Annotated in this window: 21 protein-coding genes; 10 read left to right on the top strand and 11 right to left on the bottom strand. The window is 41.4% G+C overall.

Features of this window, described 5'->3' with window-relative positions; all coding sequences use genetic code 11:
- Window positions 1–27 precede the first annotated feature (27 nt).
- The 3 genes from ilvA to ACP5L5_RS05635 are packed head-to-tail and all read left to right on the top strand — an operon-like array spanning window position 28 to window position 2466.
- A complete protein-coding gene (ilvA, locus tag ACP5L5_RS05645) occupies window positions 28–1266 on the top strand; it encodes a threonine ammonia-lyase (RefSeq protein WP_428762242.1) in 1239 nt (412 codons plus the stop codon).
- Between the two features lie 32 nt (window positions 1267–1298).
- Window positions 1299–1682: a RidA family protein gene (locus ACP5L5_RS05640; protein ID WP_428762240.1), complete on the top strand. Its 384-nt coding sequence runs from the start codon at window positions 1299–1301 to the stop codon at window positions 1680–1682.
- A gap of 58 nt (window positions 1683–1740) precedes the next feature.
- The gene (locus ACP5L5_RS05635; protein WP_428762238.1) at window positions 1741–2466 is read left to right on the top strand and encodes a CRISPR-associated protein Cas4; all 726 of its coding nucleotides are present in this window, start codon (window positions 1741–1743) and stop codon (window positions 2464–2466) included.
- Window positions 2467–2537: 71 nt separating this feature from the next.
- Here the strand turns inward: ACP5L5_RS05635 and ACP5L5_RS05630 are convergent, their stop codons facing one another.
- Window positions 2538–3002 (bottom strand): hypothetical protein, encoded by a 465-nt coding sequence (locus ACP5L5_RS05630; RefSeq protein WP_013605184.1) that lies wholly within the window; start codon window positions 3000–3002, stop codon window positions 2538–2540.
- An 85-nt stretch (window positions 3003–3087) separates the two neighbouring features.
- On the opposite strand from ACP5L5_RS05630, the gene ACP5L5_RS05625 reads away from it, so the two are divergent.
- On the top strand, window positions 3088–4350 hold the full coding sequence (locus tag ACP5L5_RS05625) for a molybdopterin molybdotransferase MoeA (protein ID WP_013605185.1): 1263 nt from the start codon (window positions 3088–3090) through the stop codon (window positions 4348–4350).
- 47 nt (window positions 4351–4397) lie between these two features.
- The gene (locus ACP5L5_RS05620) at window positions 4398–4859 is read left to right on the top strand and encodes a hypothetical protein (protein WP_428762236.1); all 462 of its coding nucleotides are present in this window, start codon (window positions 4398–4400) and stop codon (window positions 4857–4859) included.
- Between the two features lie 5 nt (window positions 4860–4864).
- Here ACP5L5_RS05620 and ACP5L5_RS05615 read toward each other — a convergent pair whose 3' ends face one another.
- The gene (locus ACP5L5_RS05615) at window positions 4865–6280 is read right to left on the bottom strand and encodes a DNA double-strand break repair nuclease NurA (protein WP_428762235.1); all 1416 of its coding nucleotides are present in this window, start codon (window positions 6278–6280) and stop codon (window positions 4865–4867) included.
- 129 nt (window positions 6281–6409) lie between these two features.
- Here ACP5L5_RS05615 and ACP5L5_RS05610 point away from each other — a divergent pair, with 129 nt between their 5' ends.
- Genes ACP5L5_RS05610 through ACP5L5_RS05600 form a run of 3 tightly spaced genes read left to right on the top strand, consistent with a single transcriptional unit; the run spans window position 6410 to window position 9778 of the window.
- On the top strand, window positions 6410–7162 hold the full coding sequence (locus ACP5L5_RS05610) for a hypothetical protein (protein WP_428762233.1): 753 nt from the start codon (window positions 6410–6412) through the stop codon (window positions 7160–7162).
- 57 nt (window positions 7163–7219) lie between these two features.
- Window positions 7220–8047 carry a thioredoxin family protein gene (locus tag ACP5L5_RS05605; RefSeq protein ID WP_428762231.1) on the top strand — a complete coding sequence of 276 codons (828 nt, stop codon included), beginning with the start codon at window positions 7220–7222 and terminating at the stop codon, window positions 8045–8047.
- An 18-nt stretch (window positions 8048–8065) separates the two neighbouring features.
- Window positions 8066–9778 (top strand): radical SAM protein, encoded by a 1713-nt coding sequence (locus ACP5L5_RS05600; protein WP_428762229.1) that lies wholly within the window; start codon window positions 8066–8068, stop codon window positions 9776–9778.
- A gap of 380 nt (window positions 9779–10158) precedes the next feature.
- On the opposite strand, the gene ACP5L5_RS05595 is transcribed toward ACP5L5_RS05600, so the two are convergent.
- The 5 genes from ACP5L5_RS05595 to ACP5L5_RS05575 form a co-directional block, all read right to left on the bottom strand.
- Entirely contained in the window at window positions 10159–10683 is a 525-nt protein-coding gene (locus ACP5L5_RS05595) for a hypothetical protein (RefSeq protein ID WP_428762228.1), read from the bottom strand.
- Between the two features lie 107 nt (window positions 10684–10790).
- On the bottom strand, window positions 10791–11402 hold the full coding sequence (locus ACP5L5_RS05590; RefSeq protein WP_148224731.1) for a MarC family protein: 612 nt from the start codon (window positions 11400–11402) through the stop codon (window positions 10791–10793).
- A gap of 289 nt (window positions 11403–11691) precedes the next feature.
- Complete coding sequence (locus tag ACP5L5_RS05585; protein WP_428762227.1) at window positions 11692–12843, bottom strand: cobalamin-independent methionine synthase II family protein; 1152 nt, start codon at window positions 12841–12843, stop codon at window positions 11692–11694.
- A 95-nt stretch (window positions 12844–12938) separates the two neighbouring features.
- Window positions 12939–14012 (bottom strand): asparagine synthetase A, encoded by a 1074-nt coding sequence (locus tag ACP5L5_RS05580; RefSeq protein ID WP_428762225.1) that lies wholly within the window; start codon window positions 14010–14012, stop codon window positions 12939–12941.
- Between the two features lie 77 nt (window positions 14013–14089).
- Window positions 14090–15577, bottom strand: coding sequence for a cobyric acid synthase (locus ACP5L5_RS05575; RefSeq protein WP_428762224.1), 1488 nt, complete (start codon window positions 15575–15577; stop codon window positions 14090–14092).
- Window positions 15578–15952: 375 nt separating this feature from the next.
- On the opposite strand from ACP5L5_RS05575, the gene ACP5L5_RS05570 reads away from it, so the two are divergent.
- Entirely contained in the window at window positions 15953–16609 is a 657-nt protein-coding gene (locus tag ACP5L5_RS05570) for a helix-turn-helix transcriptional regulator (RefSeq protein ID WP_428762222.1), read from the top strand.
- Here the strand turns inward: ACP5L5_RS05570 and ACP5L5_RS05565 are convergent.
- Window positions 16559–16858 carry a winged helix-turn-helix domain-containing protein gene (locus ACP5L5_RS05565; protein ID WP_428762220.1) on the bottom strand — a complete coding sequence of 100 codons (300 nt, stop codon included), beginning with the start codon at window positions 16856–16858 and terminating at the stop codon, window positions 16559–16561. The two genes, ACP5L5_RS05570 and ACP5L5_RS05565, sit on opposite strands and share 51 nt — an antisense overlap.
- 132 nt (window positions 16859–16990) lie before the next feature.
- Entirely contained in the window at window positions 16991–17551 is a 561-nt protein-coding gene (locus ACP5L5_RS05560) for a DUF4382 domain-containing protein (RefSeq protein ID WP_428762218.1), read from the bottom strand.
- 128 nt (window positions 17552–17679) lie between these two features.
- Here ACP5L5_RS05560 and ACP5L5_RS05555 point away from each other — a divergent pair, with 128 nt between their 5' ends.
- The gene (locus ACP5L5_RS05555) at window positions 17680–19008 is read left to right on the top strand and encodes an APC family permease (RefSeq protein ID WP_428762216.1); all 1329 of its coding nucleotides are present in this window, start codon (window positions 17680–17682) and stop codon (window positions 19006–19008) included.
- Here ACP5L5_RS05555 and ACP5L5_RS05550 read toward each other — a convergent pair.
- Window positions 18983–19624, bottom strand: a complete 642-nt coding sequence (locus ACP5L5_RS05550) for a potassium channel family protein (RefSeq protein ID WP_428762215.1) — start codon at window positions 19622–19624, stop codon at window positions 18983–18985. The two genes, ACP5L5_RS05555 and ACP5L5_RS05550, sit on opposite strands and share 26 nt — an antisense overlap.
- A 33-nt stretch (window positions 19625–19657) precedes the next feature.
- On the bottom strand, window positions 19658–20641 hold the full coding sequence (gene kdgK / locus ACP5L5_RS05545; protein ID WP_428762213.1) for a bifunctional 2-dehydro-3-deoxygluconokinase/2-dehydro-3-deoxygalactonokinase: 984 nt from the start codon (window positions 20639–20641) through the stop codon (window positions 19658–19660).
- Between the last annotated feature and the right edge of the window lie 7 nt (window positions 20642–20648).

The following is a 20648-nucleotide window of genomic DNA, read 5'->3' as shown; positions in this document are numbered from 1 at the left end:
AATATATGATTAACGTATTGATAGGTTATGACAACGCCACGTGAAATATATGAGAGAGCCATTGAGGCACTGAAAATGATTAAGGAGGCGCAGGCAAGGGGTCTCGTGCATAGGACACCATTGATTAGGTCTGAGACCTTAAGTAATATAGCTGGTGCAAATGTTTGGTTGAAGCTTGAGTCACTCCAGAAAACGGGTTCCTTTAAAGTTAGGGGTGCTTACTTTGCAATTAATAATACTGTTAAGAGACTGGATATTAAGCATGTCGTCACTGCATCAGCGGGTAATCACGCCCAGGGCGTTGCTTACTCAGCAAGCCTTATCGGTATAAGGGCCACCGTAGTAATGCCTCAATACACTCCCTGGATTAAGATAGCGAGGACCAAGAGGTATGGGGCTGATGTGATACTCCATGGTGAGTCATATAGTGAGGCTGAGGATTATGCAGTGAAGCTGGCCAAGGAAGTTGGTGCATATTATGTTCATGCCTATAATGACCCAGACGTAATAGCTGGTCAGGGTACCATAGGCTTCGAAATTCTCGAGGATCTTAATAATATTGATCATGTGATAGTGCCTGTTGGCGGTGGGGGATTAATATCGGGTATTGCGTCGGTGATTAAGACCGTGAATCCTAGGACCAAGATAATTGGGGTTCAGGCCGAGGGAGCGCCTGGAGCCTACCTAAGTCTCAAGAGTGGTAAGATAGTTAATATGGAAAAGGTTGATACGATTGCTGATGGCATTGCCGTTAAGAAGATCGGTGATTTGACCTTTAAGTTAATGAGTGAGTTACTTGATGATATTGTGTTGGTTAATGACCTGGAAATTGCTAAGGCAATACTAACGATAGCGGAAAGTGCGAAAGTAATCGCAGAAGGCGCTGGTGCAGCCAGTGTGGCCGCTTTAATAAGTGGGAAAGTTAAGGTTAGTGGTAATGTTGTTGCGGTCGTGAGTGGCGGTAATATTGACATGACAATGCTATTCAGGGTCATTAGTAAGGCGTTGGCTCTTGAGGGTAGGATTGTGAAGATAACCGGTTTACTACCAGACAAACCTGGCATGCTTGGTAAGATTACCTCAACTCTAGGTGAATTAGGGGTGAACATACTTGATGTCTTTCATGAGAGGTTTGACCCAACAATAACGCCAGGTTATGCGCAGGTTTCCTTCATTGTGGAATTACCACCCGAGGAGAATGCCGCAAATAGGGTCATTAGCAAGCTTAGGGAGCTCGGCTTCAATTTCAATATTGAGAAGCCGTAATGCTTTAAAGTACATGGTCATATTTCCTAACAATGCCGAAAACAACAATATTTACGGAAAAGGCACCCAAACCAATAGGTCCTTATTCACAGGCCGTACAGGTCAGTAACTTCCTATTCATTAGTGGCCAAATACCCATTGACCCATCCACGGGGCAGCTAGTCAAAGGCGGTGTTAAGGAGCAGACTGAGAGGGTTCTCGAGAATATTAAGGCCATTCTTGAGGCCGCAAGTTATTCATTAAACAATGTTGCCTGGGTCTTCGTGGCACTTAAGGACTTGAGTAAGTTCTCGGAGTTTAATGAGGTTTATTCAAGGTATTTCAGGGAGAATCCACCGGCGCGTATTACTATTGAGGCGAGTAATTTACCTGGTGGTGCCTTGATAGAGATATCCGTTATAGCCGTTAAGGATTAATGAAATTAAAACTGGTTCATTACCCTTATTAATGACTGGATATTAATCAAGCATTGTCTTGGTAAGTAATTCAGTGATTAGATTCGGTAGGGATTACGTAACTGTTTCTGAGATAGCCCAACAACTATATTGTGAGTACAAATTACATTTATCAGTCATTGAAGGTAGGTTACAAACACCATCCATGGAAATGGGAATAATAATTCATGATGAGGTATTTAAGGGAAGGAGAGTGAATACGGAGGAGTTTCTTAACGTTATTAAGAGTAATGAGATAGTAATAGCCACATTACCATTGATGGCAAACATAAATGGCATCACTATATTGGGTATACCCGATGCTGTGGTATTTATGAGCGGGATAGCTAAGGCTATTATTGAATTAAAGACGAGTAATAAGTGGTTGGATAAATTATTTGATAACGAGTATGTACAGTCGCAATTATATGCATATCTAATAAATAAAATGGGATTAGGTAAGGATCCCTTGGTTATGGTGATAAAGACTAAGCGTGATATCAATATCACTGAGAAGTTACGCAGGAATATTCTATCCATGGCAGTTAAGTATTTAACGAATGCTGTGGAATTTCCTGCTAAGGTTAGGTTTAGGGATTTCATAGTCTACATTAATGAGTTTGATAGATCAATAGAGGTTCACCTTAAATGGGCATTGGATTATTGGCTGATGCGTAGAGAACCCAAGGCCTCACCATCACTTGGTAAATGCGCCGTATGTGAATTTAATAATAAATGCCCATTTAAGTCATTCGTACAGGAGTGATGCTTAGGCCGTAATTCTCTAATTAATTAGGATAAATCATGAATTACTTAATGCAAGTTTTGGTTCTAAAATTACTCTTCAGCAACTTCATGATACTTCTGTACTCGTTTTAGGTTCATACGCCTTAATACCGATAGTACTTGATCAATGTATTTATTTACCTCGGTTTCATTCAATTCTCTATCCTTAATTATTACCTCCATAACCTTTGCATAGTTCTTATATTCCTCATTCAGTTTTTTCCAGGGAATGCCCCTTAGGGACTGCATCAATTTCTCATTAATCGGTAGTAACCTCTTAGTCATTAAAAATGATATTATTGGATAACCAACATAACCCCTATATATAGTACCATTGTCCGTACTGTCGACCTCCCTCCTAGAAATATCCACATAGACCTTATATGTTCTCGTACCATCTGACGACCTAACCAATGCCTCCTTCTCATTAACTTCCTCAACCCTACCATCAGCAAGGGCTCCAAGGGCCTCAAGAACCTTAATCCTAGGTGGTGTTTTTAGGTAGTTAGAGCTCACGTACTTATTGTAATTACCTTATTTTTAAGTCATTTTAATAGCCTGATTAAAGTTAAATGGCGCCTATGCATTGGGTTTAATTAGCATGGGCTTTAAGGAGACAAAGATCGTGGATCAAGTACTCAATGAGGCTATTAAATATATTAAGCACGTGCCTAGAGTCGTTGATTCTACAATAACTGAAGCACTTAATAAGTACTTGGCTGAGGATGCAGTGGCTAAATTTGATGTACCTGGATTCAATAGGTCGGCAGTTGATGGTTATGCAGTAAGGAGCGTAGATACCTTTGGAGCATCATCAACAAATCCAATAACGCTGAGGGTGATAGGGTTTATGTCGGTTGGTGATGATCCAAGCAAATACTCATTAAATCCAGGTGAGGCCGTGGAAATAAGCACTGGCGCTCCATTACCTATTAATGCTGATGCAGTGGTTATGTATGAAGATACACGCAGGGCAGGGGATTATGTTGAGGTTTTAAGACCTGTACCACCCATGGGTAATGTATCAAGGAGGGGTGAGGACGTTAAGGCCAATGAGGTAATGTATAGGAAAGGCATGAAAATATTGCCTTGGGATTTAGGTGTATTAGCGTCAATGGGTATTTATAGGGTTAAGGTATTCTCACCAAGAGTTGCAATAATAAGTACGGGTAATGAGCTTGTGGAAGTAACTGATGTGTTAAGTAAGGGACCGCCACCTGGCCGGGTAGTTAATAGTTCAAGGTTTGTAATTGAGGGTTTGCTCAAGTCTCTTGGTTGCGAACCAGTTTATCTAGGCATTGTTGGTGATTATGAGGAGAGGATAGCCGAAACCATAGATAATGCTCTCAGGGATTATGATGCAGTAATTACAACGGGCGGTGTTTCGGTGGGTAAGGTTGATTATACAATAAAAGCCGTAATGAGACTAAAACCTGAGTATATTAATCACGGGCTTTCAATTAGGCCTGGAAAGCCAAACAGCATAGCAGTGGTTAATGGAAAACCTATCTTTATGCTTAGTGGTTTTCCTGTTGCAGCCGCAACAGGTTTTGATGTGCTTGTAAGGCCTATACTACTTCATATGATGGGGGCTACTGATGATCCAAGGCCCATTGTCAGGGGCATTCTAACCAGGAGGGTATCAACGCCAGTTAATACTAGGTCATTTGTGAGGGTTAGGGTTTACTTGGGAAGAGATGGTAAGGTGTATGTGGATCCACTTGCATTAACAGGTAGTGGGGTACTGAGTACGTTGGTCAGGGGTAATGGTATTCTCATTGTTCCTGAGAATAGGGAGGGGTTTGATGAGGGTGATGAAGTTGAGGTTACATTAATTAGACCATTGTTTGTAGAGGGATCGTAATAAGATAGCTTTTTTAACTTGCTTATTTAGCCATCATTTTGAGGGTAATGTCATCTTCAATTCCTGAATACTTAAGACAGTCTGTGAAAGTTAAGGAGATTATTGATGACATAGAGATTAATTCGTTTAAAGTGCCTCCACATAAATTCTTTGTTAATGAAGAATTAACATACTTAACCTTACCCCTTAATGTTGAGGAAAAGGTTATCATAAATAAAATAAATGAATTAAAGCTTGGAAGAAAAACAATTGAAAAATTATACGCCATAAGGCTTGATTCAGAGCCATGGCAATACAACGAACTTGAACTACCCGACTTACTTAATAATGAGGTTGATGGTACCTCAATGGAGAGTAAGGGTAACGTTATATTCTCGGCATACATTCATGTTAATGGTATTAAGAATTTCCTAAAAATAATCGCCTTTAAGTATGTAAGTTACGTAGAAGTAGACATTGTGAGACTTGCTGGTTATCGGGGAATAGTCAGGTATATAGTGCACTTCTAACTGGGTCATTCTTGGAAATCCTCAGGTTGGGGATTTAGGTTGATGTTGAAGGCCATACCGAATCTTCTCTTGGTCTGTATTCTTAACTTACTCACCGCAGTCATTGCATACTCGAGAAATTGATCCTCACCAAAATTGGCATATTCATGAGCAAGCCAGAGTAATTTATTATAATGAATGGGGTCCTTGTACATGCTCATAAGTAGTCCTAGGTGATTACTAATATCAATTTTATCATAGAATAGTTTCCAGGGAACTCCTTGATTAAACATTGGCCAGTCATAGTAAGGTATTTCCACTGATATTGGAGTATCACTTTCATTAAATTTTATGTATAGCATGATTATTCTTGGAAAATTAATTAATACCTTCCTAACTTTATTTAGTTCTTCATCAATATTTAGATTATCATAGTCATCAACGGTTCTTAATCCAGCACTGTCTTCAATTCTATCCTTAATGAATTTTAATAGGTTATCTATTTGTGTTAATGATTTATGGTTTAGATACGCGTCCATTGCGCCTATTAGTAGTTTCCTGGTTATACCTGCCCTAATGCCCCGCATTCTAACTAACTCCTCTAGAAGCATAATATCAGATATTGATTGACTCAGTGCCATTCTAATGCCAATTCTAATTAAGTCTCTGTGTGTTCCATTGTAATTCTTTGCCAATGAGATTAGCTTATTTCTATAATTCCTGATCCAAACAATACTATACCAATCAATACCCCTATTAAGTATATCAAGGAGTTCCTTACTGACATTAACAAAGGGCACGTCACTGAGTATTAACTCCTTAAGTGCCTTAAATAGTATGTAGTCCTTAAATATCTTTAACTTAGAATCCTTAGCCACAAAGATTACATTAACTCCTAACTCCCTAGCTCTCTCAAGAACATTATATAGGCTTTCCAATGCCCTTATAACCTCAGGAATGTAATAAAGATCTAAGAAACCCTTCGTTAATATTAACTCGTGGATTAACGCCGTAATCTTAGCATATAAACTACCATCTAACAGCAGGAAGTCATATTTACCTCTCTCAATGGTCCTCAGCGCAACCTCGCTCTCTATATACGACAATAATACCCACTTAATAACGGGTGTAAATACGGGTATCCAATCAACAATCACATCCTTAATTGGTTGCTCACCAATATTATTAACTGCAATAGCCCTAGCGATTATTATGGCACTTCCATCCCTAAGTTCAAGTTCCCTAACGCCTCCATCAATAGCCACTGCCTTATTATTATCATGCCTAGAGAAGGTGGGAAGTGATTTCCATAAATCCCTAATATCGCTGGCATCAATAATTTTACTTAATACACCATGCATTGTATTAATTCTTCTTAGACTGTGGTTCTCATTCAATTCCATTAATCGTTTATAATAAATGTCATAAAATATGTCGGCCACTAAATCATTAATGGTTTAACGTTATAATAGTTTTTGCTTATGTACATACTACTGGGTGCAGTGTAAGTTTTAATGCCGTGTAGGTAAACATTTATTAATAGGTTGGCGTGAAATCCTCGGTAATGTATTATGAATTTAAGGTACGTATTAATAACAGCGATAGTGGTAGTGGTAATAGTAGTCCTGATTTTAGTCTTTGTCCCGCATATAATTTATAAACCAACAGGTCCTAGTTTTAACGAATTATTTGCTTATACCAATAATAATACATACACAGCTAATTATAATTATTATGTTTATTCAAATATAGCTGGGCAGGTAAGTACTGAAGAATACCTCTTCTTATATAGCCAGAGAGGACCTATGGATAGGTACATAGTTGTTACGACCACGAGCTCTCCTCAAATGAGCCTTTACATAGTAACTACGCAATTAAGTAATGGAACGATAGTGCAGTGTGTAGCCGAACCCATGTACGCTGGTTGTTTTCCTGCAAATCAGACATTCAATTTAGTATACCTAGCACTCCCCATAGTTAATTCATCATCATTCACATTAATTGGTACCCAGAAAATACTTGGGTATAGTGCATATTGTTATGCTTCAAGGAATGTCACAACACTGGGAAGTGTAATGCCCAGTGCCGTCCAGGCGGGACTTGGTTCAGTCCCTGTAAATGTTACAAGTGAGATATGCATGACGCAGGATGGAGTACCACTTCTAATAAAGCTGAGTGTATTCACAACACTAAGTGTTAGTGGTTATTCAGCACCATTAAACCTTACGCAAACATTACAAGTGACTAGTATTCAGGATGGGGTTTACCTAAGTAATAATGCAACAACACTACTCAACTCACTGGGTATTAATGCCACAGGGTGAAGGATTTAATGGCAATCGCGATTCCCTTAAAAATAAGTTGCTATTAACCGCGATGCCGTGAACAAAACAAACATAGAGATCTTCATACACCCAACCTGCTCAACATGCCATACATTAATTAGATTACTGAAGCAGTGGAATTACCTAGATATTGTTAAGATAATAGATACCTCTAGGGATCCGTACACCGCAATGGAGAGAGGAGTTAGATCGGTACCGAGTATTTTCATTAATGGCGAATTAGTATTTGCAGGGATAGTCGACTTCAAGAGACTTAAGGCAATGCTCGATGGCGAGTACTCAAGCAGTGTGTTCGAGGGTGACTTAAGGGAACTTGAGGAGAGATTTTTCAGGGGTGTTCTCGATAGCGTGGCTACAGCACTTTGGCTTTATGTTAATGAGGATTGTAATGCCCTCCTTAAAGATAGGGAATTCACAATGGCGATAACCAACATATCCATATACAATAACCGCGAGGAGTTGTATGATGAATTACGTAGGTACTTAAGTGACGTTAATACATGTAGGGAAGCCATAAGGAGTAGAGAAGAGAGGTTCTTTGCCGTAATCACCAAGAATTTCACGAGAGAGATTTACTGGCTATATAATAGGTTTCTTAGTTGGAATGATATCTCTAAGTTATATAATAAAGAGGTTATTGCTCACTGGATGATTGTACGTAGTGCCCTTGGTAGGGTTGGCCTTAGGGTGTACCCAATTAGTAATGAGAAATTTAAGGAAAAAGTTGAGAAGGTTTATAGTTACATGAGCCAAGCATTTGATGAGTACATGAGGCAGGTCATTGATGAACAGGCAGGTATATTTAATGACCTGGAGTATGTTGAAGTTATTGATAATACAATGAAAAATATAAAGGTTCCTTAAATTAAAATCAATAGGGACATGGACCGAGTGGTAATACTCGATGGGTATACTGATGAACCAGCTGGACTTGGTGTACCACCATACCTAGATGTTTATCCACGTTATATTGCTGGTGCTGTGTGGAGCGTTGATAAGTCTATTGATGTTAAGTACTTCACTATTGACCAGGTTAGAAATGATTGGGTTAATTTCGTTAAGATTGCCAATGAAGCCCATGTACTCATTATCATAGCGGGCATCGTAACGCCAGGTAAGTATCTTGGTGGTGAACCAATAAGGCTTGAGGAAATTGAGAAGATCACAGGTGTAATTACCAGACCCATAAGGATTCTCGGTGGCCCTGTGGCTAGGTTTGGTTATGGTTCGGCAGGTGGTACAATAGCAATTCCAAGGAGTAAGTTCCAGGGGTATTATGACTTGGTGGTTACGGGTGACGTAGACTTAGTAATCTATGAATTACTAAGAAATAATTACCAATTATCGAAGGTCTCGCCAGCCCTAATGCACATTGATTATGAATTAATCAATCAATTTGCGGTGTTGGGCTCACGTATAGTTACACAGCATCCCAATTACGGTAAGAACTTAATCATTGAGCTTGAAACCTACAAGTCCTGCCCAAGGTACATCTCAGGTGGTTGTTCCTTCTGCGCCACGGTTAGGTATGGCCCGGTTAGGTATAGGGAGGTGAAGGCCATTATTGCAGAGGTTGAGGCATTGTATGGTCTTGGGGTTAGGCACTTCAGACTTGGTAGGCAGGCCGACTTCTACACTTACATGGCCCACGACACAGGTAAGCTGGAATTCCCAAGGCCTAACCCAGGGGCTATTGAGGAGTTACTCGTTGGTATTAGGAACGTGGCGCCCGAATTGGAGACTCTACACATTGACAATGTTAATCCAGGCACCGTTTATCACTGGCCCAGGGAGAGTATTGAGGTTACGAAGGTATTGATGAAGTACCACACGCCCGGTGACGTGGCTGCGATGGGTATCGAGACCGCTGATCCAAGGGTTGTCAAATTGAACAACCTAAAGGTGATGCCTGACGAAGCCTACTTCGCAGTTAGGACGATTAGTGAGTTGGGTAGGGTTAGGGGGTGGAATGGAATGCCTGAGCTACTGCCTGGCATTAACTTTGTCATTGGTTTGCCCGGCGAGACTAAGGAGACCTTTAGGTTAAACATTGAATTCTTAAGGAGATTGCTTAATGATGATGTTTGGGTTAGGAGGGTTAACATTAGGCAGGTCCTTGTGCTACCACCGACACCGCTGTGGAATCAAGCCGATGAGATTAGGCAATTACTGAGGGTTCACAGGAAGTACTTCCTAGCCTTCAAGTACTGGGTTAGGAGGAACTTCGACCATGAGATGCTCAGGAGGATTGTGCCAAAGGGCACAATACTAAGGAGAGTATTCACAGAGACTCACTATGGGGATGGGACGTACGCAAGGCAGGTAGGTTCATACCCACTGCTAATTTACATACCCACCAAGATAGAGCTTGGGAGGTGGATTGACATTGTCGTGTCTGAGCACGGCTTTAGATCTGTGATTGGCGTGCCATACCCAGTTAACGTTAATGAGGCACCAAAGAGACTCCTTAAGTATATCCCTCACATGAGCAGGGAAATACTGAACAAAATAATTGCGGCAAGGCCAATAAAGGATCGCGAACAACTAAGAAGTATAATAAACAATGATGAATTGAGTAAGTACTTAACGTTATGAAAATTTGCACGATTATGATGATATAAATCGTTTTAAGGATATAAACTACTCTAGAGTTAAGGGTTAAAGGAAATGCGTGAAGAGGCAGTTAAGGAGCTTGAATTAGCACGGCACCTTCTTGAAATAGGTTACCTTAATTATGCAGCATTTCACTCACACTAGGCTTTTTGCAGAAAAGGCTTTGAAAATCCGGGATAAGTAATGGGTATGGGCTTATCGAACTTTAGGAGGGTGTAATCATGATAGCGGTGTTTATCCCTAATAGTGATCATTGTGCCGATGATTTACGAAATTCAGCGACGTAGGTATCAACCAAACAATGATACCGGAAATTATAAGGAACGCATTCAATAGCACCCTGAAAGTGTTTATTATAAATTTTAAGGTACCTCAAATATAATACTTTCATAATTACCAACTTTAAGGCCTTTTCTCACGATTAATCTCAGGATGTTTCCACCACCCATTACCGAGCCTTCCCCGGCAAATTCATACTCAATAATCCTAAAACCCGGCGGGAAGAACCAGACAATCTCATAATCATACTCGGCAACCTCCTCCTCATAGTAATTCTCATACCTATTAACGCCACGCCTCAGATTACCCTTGAAGTATATGTAAAACTCTAGGTAGGGCCTATCGAAGGAGCCCCTAAAGCCGAGACTAACATCAATAACCCTAGCCCTAACAACCTCACCATTAATCTTAATAGTCTCCTCATCCAGGAAGCCCTGCATATTCCTCATGACAGTCCTCAACTCATTAAGTAATCCCTCCCTATTCCTCAGTAAGCCCCTGTAGTAATGATTCTCATCCAAGTACTCAAAAATGAGGTTCTCCCATACGCCGCCGTCGATCCCCATTGTGAATATACCCTCAGCATGTATCGGCACGGGCTCACTCATTAAGGATAAAAATGCATTTAGGTTCAAAAGCATTTATAAGAGGACGGTATCTGATCGTATTCACGTATTGGCTAGGCAGGAAGTTTTTATTTATTTCATTACTTAACTTAACTAATATGCAATGATTCTATGTAATTTGTAATACCGGTCAGTATCATTCCTATGGCAAGCGCGGCGATTATCAGGCTCATGAACCTGCCAAGTACCTTAAGCGTATTGCTGCCCAGTCTCTTGAGTAGTGGTTGTGAGAACCTAATTACTGCATATGTGACTACTGAGCTTATTAATGCAGCTATTATGACCTCGTATATTGGGTATAGTGCCGAGAATAGTATTAACTCGGTTATTGTGCCTGGACCAACGAGTAGTGGTGTCACTATTGGCACTAGCACGAATTCCTCGGGCTCCTTAACGGCACCAACAGCTCTGGGACCGCCGGCCATTAGGGTTTCCATGGCAATGCCCATGAGCAATACGCCGCCGGCAATCCTGAAGGCGTCCAGGTTAACGCCGAAGGCCTGTAGTATGTACCTGCCGCCGACTGCGAATATCACCATTAGTAAAGGTACGCTGATACCAACTAGTTGGTAGACCCTCCTTAATTGTTCTTGTTCCATGTTTATTATGTATATGGATAATGTTGGTATGGCGCCTATTGGGTTAAGTATTGCTATTAACTGGCCAGTCATGTTTAAAATATCTATTAAGGCTCCAGTCACGGTGAATCAACGCCTAATAACTATAATAACCTTTCACTAATATATTTCTAAGGAATACGTCACCATTAAACTCAGTGAGATGAGATATCATCTAATCAATAATGGCATTAAAGCGTAAAAACCACTTAGAGACCTTGTGGTATTAGAGCGGAATGATGATGAATTGGGAACTGATTAGTGACGATGGGTATCCTAACTGACTCATGCCTAGGGTTTGTTTTGATCAGCAAGGATAGCACTCTTCATTTTTATCGAGCCGGTCCGTACTCATCATTCAAAGAAGTGATCCTTACTTCTCGCCATATTTCTTCCTTAATATTCTTGCTGCCTCGGTCATTGAGCGTATCTTGGAGAAGGCTATCCTCCTCTCAAACTTCCTATACATACCAGGCGCAAACCCACAGTCAGGGTTCAGCCATATCCTCCTTGGGTCAAGAACTTTCACAACCCTCTCAGCCCTTTGAACGACGATTTGTGGATCCTCAACCTGTGGATTCCTAACATCAATAACGCCAAGCCCAAGCTCCTTATCACTGGGTAAATCCTTAGCAAATACTGCTGGGTCACCACTACCTGGACTTGCATACTCAAGCACGTACTGCCTAACCTTTATATCATAAACCTCGGGTGCTAATCTCTCAAAGCCTATACCATAGAATGGCGAGTCCGGGTTTGGCCACCTATCCATATGCATCCCAATCCTTACGCCATCAATTCCCTTGACGGTCTCATTCACTAAGTCCCTGGCTAGGTAAAGCTCGTTCTTGAAACCCCTGTACTTCTGCCCATGTATTGCCTCAATAACTTTCCTATACCTATCAGGTTCATTCTCCTTTGCTTCCGTTAAGTCGCCAAGCATTGGTTCATCAAGTTGTATGAAGTCCACACCAGCATCCCTAAGCCTAATGATCTCTTGCCTAAGCACCTTAATGTAGTCCTGGGCTAGATCCTCAGGTTGTGGGTATACCTGCCTTGAGTATTTGGCATCCCAGGTCTCCCACATGATTAGGTATGGACTTGGTAATGTGATCTTGATTCTCCTATCAGTGACGGACTTAGTGAATTTGAATTCGTCGAGAGCTATTACTGAATCCCTTATTTGTTCAACAGCAACTGCCCTCCAGTAGGTTAGTTGTGCCTTGTATTGCTTCATTATTTCTATTGCCCTTGGATTAATATCAGTCACGTAAATCAACCTAAATCCAGGTATTTTCTGACCAACAAACGCCACGAAGCTAGTCCTTCTCTGCTCTCCATCGGTTAATACATCGAGTCCTGCCAACTCCTCCTCCTTAACGGTCAACTTAACAGCATCATCCAAGTATTCATCAAGTTCCTCCTTACTGACTTCACCTTTATTATACCTATCAAAGGCCTCGATTAGCCACCTAGGCCTTGGGAAGCTACCAACCACAGATGTTGTGAAGGTGAGTTCCTGCATTAATCCACAGGAATTACTTAGTTTATAAAGCATTACGCCGCCTCATTCATGCGAGAACATTGTGTATATTTAGAATAGTGAGATTAACTCGGCAATTATGGTGCTGGGCCAATTGCAGCAACCTTAGGATACGGCCTAGCTTCCCAAACAGCTCTCAAGCCACACACGTACCTAGTAAGTCTCTCTATGCCTATACCAAATCCAGCGGTCTTTAATGGGTATGACTCCTTAAGCATTTCTAGATACCACCTATATTTATTTGGATCCTCGCCACCCTCCCTCATCCTGGCAATGACCTTTATGGGTTCATATTCACGCTCAGCACCACTAATTGCCTCGCCGAAGCCCTCTGGATAAAGCATGTCGAAGTCCCTGAGTATGCCGGGTCTCTGTGGATCTTCTCTGTCATAAAACCCCCTAGCTCCCTTTGGATAGTCAATAATAAAGAGTGGATTTTCATGATAAGCCGAAAGGAATTTCTCGCATTCCCACCTTATCTCAGTATTTGGTGGGTTCTTACAGCCTAGCTCATTAACAAGTTCCACAGCCTCCTTATGCGTATACCTCTTAAATGGCTTTTTGAAGTCTGGAAGTTGCCTATTGAGTCTTATCTCGAGTTCTTTACCGTAGTTATCCTTAACTCTCTTAATAACGTATATTATCATGTCCTCGGCAAGGTCAATCACTTGGTCGTAAGTGGCGCCATAAACCTCGAGGTCCAATTGGTAAAACTCGACTAGGTGCCTACCGGTGAATACACTGTCATTGGGTTCAAACCTAATGTTTGGGCTTAGGAAGTAGATTTTACCGAGCGAAGCAGTCATGTATTGCTTATAGAGTATGGCGCTCGACATTACCTTGTACTCCATGCCGTAGAAGTCCACGGTAGCCTGCTTAGCGCCTCTAATCCCTGGGTCAGTTACTGGGCCAATTATTGGTGCCAGGACCTCAGTAAAACCTCTCGAATTGAGGAAGTCCCTTAGGGCATCAATTATTTCGGCCTGAACCTTGAAGACGAGTTTATACTTATCCTCTCTAGCCCACCTCCATGAGTGCACGAGCCACTCCCTAAGGAATTCCAAGTACTTTCCCTGATCATTAACAAACTTCTCAAATTCCAGAACGGCAGGGTGGAAGTAAGGCTCCTTCCTTTCAGGCCACTTCTCCATATAGCAATTCCCAGAACTAAATCGCTTTTAAACATACCCTAAAAAATAACAATAATTACCGCGTAAATATCAACGTATTACCCATCATTAATCATAGAATCTATATCTAATGTATTCTTAATTATCGAGGAAAACTTGTCAATTTGTCTCAACAATAATTCAATACTCGATAATTCAAGTGAATTACGTCTAGGTAATCCAGCAACCTCCCTGGCCATATTAAGCACGAAGTTCCTAAAGATCGGATCACCTAACGAATCATGCAGCGTTATTCCAATCATTAAATCCTCCTCCCTAAATACCCCATCTTTTTGCTCTACATCTCTCCCGTTCCTCTCCCTTATTACTATTAATGGATCATCACCTACATATTGAGGAACACCTCTATGTATTTCATAACCACTGATCTCGACACCCTCTATCTCACCCCTCAGGCCAACTGCTCTTGACAATGATACTATCTTATCAGCGCCATAGATTGTATTAACATTAATGAGACCAAGCCCATCATAATTACCAGGAGTACCAGCCTCAAGCCCATATGGATCACTCAGTACCTTGCCCATGGCCTGAAAACCACCACATATACCTAAAATAACGGCTGAACCCTTGAACTTCATCAATGCCTTGTCCAAGCCAACCCTCCTCATCCACTCAAGGCTCGCAACCACATTCTTAGAGCCAGGTAATATAATGAGGTGAGGCTCACCTAATTCCCTAGGGCTTCTAACAATCCTGACAGTGACGTCATCCTCAAGAATTAATGAGTAAATATCATTGAAATTTGAAACGTATGGATAGGCAATCAACGCAATATCCAGTGGCCCGTTACCAATCGGTCTTAGATCCATGGAGTCCTCAGGCCATAACCATAAATCATCAACATAAGGCAAAACCCCAAGGACGGGCTTACCCGTCTTCTTCTCAAGCCACTTTATAGCTGTACCCAGTAATTTCTCATCCCCCCTGAACTTATTAATGATAAAGCCCTTAACCAGTTTCCTCCACCTTGGTGGTAATGAACTCATTAAGCCAAGGCCTTGAATGAATGAACCACCCCTATCAATGTCTAGGACAACAAATACGTTGGCCCTAAGCCACTCGGCAGGTCTGAAATTGGCTATATCCCTACTAACCAGGTTAGGTTCATAGGCTGATCCAGCACCCTCACCAATCACTAGGTCAAAATCCTCGGTCAACTTACGTATACTCGCCTTAACAGCGTTAATTGCGAGACGTCGAATCGCACCATTATTGAGGTACTCATTAAAGAGCAATTGAGCCCTTGATTTACCAAGTATTATATACTCTGCCTTGGTACTCGACATGGGTTTTATTAGGACTGGGTTATGGTAAATACTGGGTTTTACACCAGCCACATAGGCCTGCATGGCCTGAGCCAGCGCTATTTCACCGCCTTCAATGGATGGGTAGCTATTGAGCGACATGTTCTGGGCTTTAAATGGTGATACGTGAAAACCCCTGGTGCTGAGAATCCTTAATAATGCACTAACTATCACTGTCTTTCCTGAATCACTCATTGTGGATACTATGAATACATTCACTGAGAGACTAATAATGTAGGGTAAAATAATCCTTACCATCTAATCGATCTTCCTTGCAATGCTCATTGGTGCAATTCTAATTAAACCCATTAAGGTTTTCATCAAAGCTATTGCCAGCACTGCAATATACGTGGGAAATAACGAAAAACCAAAGGAATTAAGAGAAAAGAAAGATATGCATGATAATATTTAAAGACGATTCACCCCAACCCTAAAAGGTGAGGCTTTAAGTGCGTCGAAGTGAGACTAAGGCGTAGAATATTGGGTCATCATGTAACGATTAACGGTGTGAAACCATTAAGCCCCATCAGGGACTAACACCCAAGACCCTAAGGTAGAAACTCAATCTCTTGAAGGGCGGGGAGGAGGTTATCTATGAAGAGGAGAAAATTTAAGTACCTTCATGAAATTATTAATAGTGATATTGATATGACTGAGTGGACAACCATGAGGAATTATAAACTGTGGATTGGTATGGCGCTTATGGGATTATCAATATATCTAATAATTAAGTTATACGATAGCTTGTTCCTAAGCCTTAAAGTACCTATAGTGGCTGTTGGCCCTGATGGCGCATTAAAGGTAATCGGGTCGATACAACCATTCACAAGCCCTGTATTGGCGTATGATATAATAATGAGCATTATATTAACGGCTATATTATCATCCATAGCCTCAATACTTATTTACTCCTCACTAGTATTAAACAGTAAATATAGGGATAATGTGAGGTATCGAGGTAATTTAATGGTGAATATCGATAATCACGACAATAGTATCGATGCCATAAGCGGTATTGCACTATCAAGTTTAGAAAGAAAGGCCTTGCAATCAATACGTAAGAGGGGTGGTATGATGACCCAGGCGGAATTAGGGCGTGAGTTAGGGCTAAGTAAGTATCAAGTGTCAAGACTTGTGAAGAGACTTGAGGCTAAGGGAATTATTGAAAGAAGGAGGGCTGGTGTTACTAATGTTTTGATTTTACATAATGGTCTTAACACCCTGGACAAGCTCAGTAAGAATAAGGACTAAGTTATCCCTATTACCCTGGGCATTGATTAGTGCCTCCAAACCCTTCTTAGTAAGGTAAACCCCTGAGTATGGCTCCCACCTAATCAGACCTAGGTTCTTCAGTTCATTTAAGTAACGTATTAACCTATCGTAGGGCACACCAACCATCAAGGCAAGCCTACTTAACCTATCGCAATTACCCATCTTATCGAGGGACAGTATTATATCCGAGTATATCTCAACCCTAGTCCTTGGTCTCTTCCTATACATCAAGAAAGTTAGCTCTGCAACAGTCTTTAACCATATCGTAAAGGCGCACAGGCAACTAAACGGCAACCTTATTGCAACCTTTAGTAAAATGCGATAATGATTTTGAATGATTTTGATGGTTGTGGAGAGATTTTACGAATGCTTCTCAGTTGATGCATGAATTATTGGTATTACTACACACTTACCATTACCAGTGATGGCAACATTATTCACTGCGCCAAAATCGATACTAACATCATAGTTAGTACCATTAACGACTATAGGACTTGGTTCAAGGGGTATTTCGAACTTACCACTCGGTAACGTGCAGTTATAGACCTGCCCGTTAACGTATGCTTGGACGCTAGTAACGTATAATCGTATTATGTTGTACGTACCATTAGTCAACGAACACTGAGCAACGAGTTGACTAGTATTAACTAGCTGCACCAGATCAAAGGTTGTTTGCGTTAGGCTACAGGTTACCCAAGTATCGTTGCCACCACCCTCCTTATGAAAGGCAATTTCATTTATTGTTACATATAGGTGATCAACCTTAACGGGTTTATCAGATAAATAGACGTATACCTGGCTTATTGGGTTAGTAGTTCCGCTAAGTATTATGCCTATGCCATGCCCACCAAGCATTAGATAGGCAACCACTCCTATTATTACTATTACAACCACTATAGCACCTATAACCCAACCCTTCACTTGAACCACCCAACTGCATCATGGCAATATTACTTAAAAAGTATGTTGAAGAAACCACCGCGAAATTTCCATGAAAAAGCCCCACTCATTATTTTTAAACCATTGAAACCAGGTGAGCTTTAACCCTAATGACTGAAAGAATTACATGGTTAAAGAGGGACTTAAGCACGCTAGAGTTACTGGCTCTTGGGTACTCGGACGTATCATCAACCTACTACTTCACGCTAGGCATAGTCGCACTTAATTCAGGACCCTTACTACCAATAACGATGCTCCTAGGATCCCTATCCCTATGGCTCGTTGGACTGGCATACGCGGAATTTGGAAGTTCAATACCAAGGACCGGCGGCGCCTATTATTACATCCACCGCGAACTGGGTAGTACCTGGGGCTTCATTGCAGGTTGGTTATTGAGCTTTGACCAAATACTAATGATTGCATATGGCGCCCTGGGCACGATTAATTACCTCAGCGTAATAATTCCCTCTGTCTCGCGATGGCCTATGGACTCTGTATTGTCAATCCTAGTCATAATAATGATAATGGTGATAAATATACTTGGGATAAAGACCTCCGCACGTTTTAACCTAACCCTACTGACAATTGATTTACTTGGAATAATGACATTATTGGTATTCGGTTATTACCTGGTAATTAGTCACGGGATTGTTATACCCAGGTTATCATTCAATTATGACTATTTAATTCATGGATTAACATACTCATTTAGGGGTTACACGGGTATTGATGTTATTGCGCAATCAACGGGGGAGGCCATGACTCCCTACATATCGGTACCAAGGGCGATAATTGGCGTCTCCGTATTATCAACAACTGTGGCATTGCTAATATCATTATTGACAATATTATCGGGCGCGTTAACGATAGTTTCCAGTAATGTTGGTGATCCCATAGGCGCCCTGGCAAGGTACTTGCTCCATAATACGTATTTGTCTACCTATATCTCAATATCAATAGCAATAGTGCTTCTAATATCTGTAAATGCTGGTATTGTGGACTTTTCAAGGAGCATCTACGTAATGAGCGAAGATGGCTTATTGCCAGGCAGGTTAAGTAGTGTCCATGGTAGGTATAGAACGCCCCATTTAGCAATAATAATTTCATCATTAATAGCAATGCTATTCGTGATACCAGGCAGTGTTGAGCTTATCGCGGACTCCTACGCAATAGCTTCGACTATAGTGTATTTAATGACCATGATCGCACTAATAATATTCAGAAATAAGGAGTCTCACCTAGTGCGTTACCTCAGGATGCCTAGCATAGTCATAAAACGGATAGAAATACCTATTGTGTCGATTATTGGTATCGCCATATACACATTCTCAATTGCTCTCATAATCCTAATTAAGTCGGTGTATGTGTTAGTGGTGCTGTCATGGTTATCCATAGGCATATTACTGTACCTACTTAATAGATCTTCTCGACGCACTTAACCACGAAGTCCGAGGCACCAACAATAAATAATTTATCGCCAGACTCAATCCTAAGCTCCTCATCACTAATTATCACATCCTCACCCCTTATAATCAGTGGTATTGCAACACCGCACCTCCTTGCCACATCCCTCACCTCCTGATTTATGTATGGCGACTCCGAACTAATCACGACGTAATATGCCTGCACCTTATCATCTGAATAGAGCAATTGTTTAAACGGTAACTTTAAGTAATGAGCAATCTTCGACAGTACAGCATCAACAATAGGTATTGCATAGACACCTAACTCAATGAACGCATCGAGGTACTTTTCCTTATTACCAACCAATGCTATTATTGTCGGCACACCCCTCGACTTAGCAATCCTGGCAACCTCTAGGTTGGATTCATCGTCCATGGATAGAACCACAACCTCGCTTTCATCAATCCCAGCATTCCTAAGAATGGATTCATTCCTTGAATTGCCAATATAGACATAGGCAGGGACACCCCTACCCAGTTTTGCCTCATTCTCATTACTTGCAATCATACTTACATCATAACCATTACTAACCAATAGCCTAGCAACTACAATGCTAATGTCATTTATCCCAACTACCAATGCCTTACGCACACGCATTAGGCAGTTCAGTATTTAAAAACCGATTTACCTAAGGTCCACCTGCCTACCATAACCCTCGAGAAACCTCCTCAGGTCACCCTCCCTAGGCAGGTTCTCCTCATCGCCCCTAACCATCACGACCATGGCAGCCGCAGCTGAAGCTCTTCTCATTGCTTTCTCCACATCATGACCCCTAAGTATTGATGCAAGGAAAACACCTGCATAGGCATCACCAGCGCCAATCGGATCCTTAACAGGGACCCTAAAGGCATCAACCTTAACAATCCTACCCTCCCAATATGCCACTGAGCCCTTAAGGCCAAGCTTAAGCACGGCTCTATTAATACCAAACTTTGAGCGTAATTCCCTAAACACATCATCAATGGCGGATATACCGAGCAGTAGATTAGCCTCGTCCTCATCGAGAAACACAATATCTGCAAAATTAAGGGCCTTAGACAATACATTAATTGCATCATCAACGTTAGCCCACAGCTTCCTCCTATAATTAACATCAAACGACGTAGTGACGCCCTTACTACGAGCAACCTCTAAACACTTAAACGCAGCTGACCTGGCAGTATCGCTAATGGCCATGGTTATACCCGTCGTGTGAAAAACCCTAGCGCCACTAACGTAGTCTGGGTCCACATCATCAGGGCCTAGAGCAGAGGCCGCAGAACCTCTCCTGTAATAGAGCACATCACTAACACCTGGTATTGGGTAATTTCTCTGAACGAAGTAAATACCCGTGGGCCTCTCGGGATCAAACTTAACGTGACTAACATCGACGCCCTCACCCCTAAGCCAATTATAAATGAACAAGCCAAACTCATCAGCACCAAGCCTCGTTATTAACCCGCAACTAACATCAAGTCTGACCAGGGCAACACAGACGTTAGCCTCGGTACCAGTTGCATGCTTCTCAAAGTAGGTAACGTGCCTAAGCGGTCCATCGGTCACGGCATTAAACTGAACCAGAGGCTCACCTAAAGCCACAACCTCAGGCATTAAAACCGCAACAACCATGCATTAT

Source organism: Vulcanisaeta sp. (genome assembly GCF_049966235.1).
GTDB classification, from domain to species: Archaea; Thermoproteota; Thermoprotei; order Thermoproteales; family Thermocladiaceae; genus Vulcanisaeta; species Vulcanisaeta moutnovskia.
The sequence above is the reverse complement of the archived record's forward strand: the minus strand, read 5'-3'. Positions and strand labels throughout refer to the sequence as shown.

Coding starts and splice junctions, on each gene's coding strand:
- ilvA (WP_428762242.1), top strand. CDS start 28: ATGACAACGCCACGTGAAATATATGAGAGAGCCATTGAGGCACTGAAA.
- ACP5L5_RS05640 (WP_428762240.1), top strand. CDS start 1,299: ATGCCGAAAACAACAATATTTACGGAAAAGGCACCCAAACCAATAGGT.
- ACP5L5_RS05625 (WP_013605185.1), top strand. CDS start 3,088: ATGGGCTTTAAGGAGACAAAGATCGTGGATCAAGTACTCAATGAGGCT.
- ACP5L5_RS05620 (WP_428762236.1), top strand. CDS start 4,398: ATGTCATCTTCAATTCCTGAATACTTAAGACAGTCTGTGAAAGTTAAG.
- ACP5L5_RS05610 (WP_428762233.1), top strand. CDS start 6,410: ATGAATTTAAGGTACGTATTAATAACAGCGATAGTGGTAGTGGTAATA.
- ACP5L5_RS05600 (WP_428762229.1), top strand. CDS start 8,066: ATGGACCGAGTGGTAATACTCGATGGGTATACTGATGAACCAGCTGGA.
- ACP5L5_RS05595 (WP_428762228.1), bottom strand. CDS start 10,683: ATGAGTGAGCCCGTGCCGATACATGCTGAGGGTATATTCACAATGGGG.
- ACP5L5_RS05585 (WP_428762227.1), bottom strand. CDS start 12,843: ATGCAGGAACTCACCTTCACAACATCTGTGGTTGGTAGCTTCCCAAGG.
- ACP5L5_RS05580 (WP_428762225.1), bottom strand. CDS start 14,012: ATGGAGAAGTGGCCTGAAAGGAAGGAGCCTTACTTCCACCCTGCCGTT.
- ACP5L5_RS05570 (WP_428762222.1), top strand. CDS start 15,953: ATGAAGAGGAGAAAATTTAAGTACCTTCATGAAATTATTAATAGTGAT.
- ACP5L5_RS05565 (WP_428762220.1), bottom strand. CDS start 16,858: ATGTATAGGAAGAGACCAAGGACTAGGGTTGAGATATACTCGGATATA.
- ACP5L5_RS05555 (WP_428762216.1), top strand. CDS start 17,680: ATGACTGAAAGAATTACATGGTTAAAGAGGGACTTAAGCACGCTAGAG.
- kdgK (WP_428762213.1), bottom strand. CDS start 20,641: ATGGTTGTTGCGGTTTTAATGCCTGAGGTTGTGGCTTTAGGTGAGCCT.